The sequence below is a fragment of the Mesorhizobium waitakense genome (assembly GCF_056431085.1).
Genome location: NZ_JBWKME010000245.1, coordinates 1 through 1165, shown reverse-complemented (window position 1 = coordinate 1165; position 1165 = coordinate 1). Strand labels below are relative to the sequence as shown.

2 protein-coding genes are annotated in these 1165 nt (G+C 61.5%); both read left to right on the top strand.

The window, feature by feature from the left end; translation table 11 throughout:
• The first annotated feature begins 32 nt into the window (after positions 1–32).
• Entirely contained in the window at positions 33–779 is a 747-nt protein-coding gene (locus tag AC07FD_RS39550; protein ID WP_379021009.1) for an ABC transporter ATP-binding protein, read from the top strand.
• Between the two features lie 48 nt (positions 780–827).
• The coding region (locus AC07FD_RS39545; protein WP_478354217.1) for an LLM class flavin-dependent oxidoreductase at positions 828–1165 on the top strand (338 nt) is incomplete at its 3' end.

Sequence of the window (1165 nt, the reverse complement as noted above, 5' to 3'; positions counted from 1 at the left end):
ATCGTCAGCTTCTTCCAGGAAAGGTCGCTGTCATGGCGTCGCACCTTGGCGGATTGAGCGGCGCACCCGTCGTGCGGGTCGAGAGCCTTATCAGAAGCTTCGGGCCACGAACCATTCTCGACGGGCTCAGCCTCGACATCGACAAGGGGGAGTTCGTCGCCCTTCTCGGCCGTAGCGGATCGGGCAAGAGTACGTTGCTGCGCGCGCTCGCAGATCTCGATGACAAAGTATCCGGGTCCGGCCGGCTCGAAACGCCCGATAAGAAATCGGTGGTGTTCCAGGATGCCCGACTGTTGCCATGGAAACGAGTGCTGGAGAATGTGATTCTTGGTCTCAACCTACCGGACGCAGCCAAACGCGGACGGGCAGCTCTCGAAGAAGTTGGCCTGGGCGGCCGTGAGAACGCTTGGCCGGTCGAGCTCTCTGGTGGCGAGCAGCAGCGGGTGGCATTGGCGCGCTCGCTGGTCCGTGATCCCGAACTGCTGCTGGCGGATGAGCCGTTCGGCGCACTCGACGCGCTGACCCGCCTGCGCATGCACGATCTGCTGCGTCAGCTTTGTGCCCGTCACCAACCGGCGGTCCTATTGGTCACCCATGACGTTGACGAAGCCGTAACGCTGGCGGACCGGGTTTTGGTTCTCGACAAGGGCGGGATCGTCGCCGACATCGCAATCGATATCCCAACGCCACGCGATCATGGCGATCGCCGGTTCGGCGAGATTCGCTCCGAACTTCTGCGTCATCTCGGCGTCGAGACGAAGCCTGTGCTGCCGGTCTGACCGGTCGAAAACCTGTCGCTCAGAGTCACCACCCAAGAGGACCCCCATATGCCCGCCGAATCACGACAGTTGAAGCTCAATCTTTTCATCTATCCTGGCGGCCATCATGAAGCCGGCTGGCGCTACAAGGATTCCGCCCCTGAGAGAATGCTGGACATCGCTTATTATCAGGAACTGGCGAAAAAGGCCGAGGCGAGCAAGTTCGACGCGCTGTTCTTTGCCGATGGGCCGGCGCTCGCAGACAACATCCGTTACGCAAGCCGCTTCAGGCTGGAGCCGCTGACCTGGATTTCGGCGCTTGCCGCCGTGACGCAACGCATCGGCTTCATCGCGACCGCCTCGACCACCTACAACGAACCCTATAACCTCGCCCGGCTGTTCGCTTC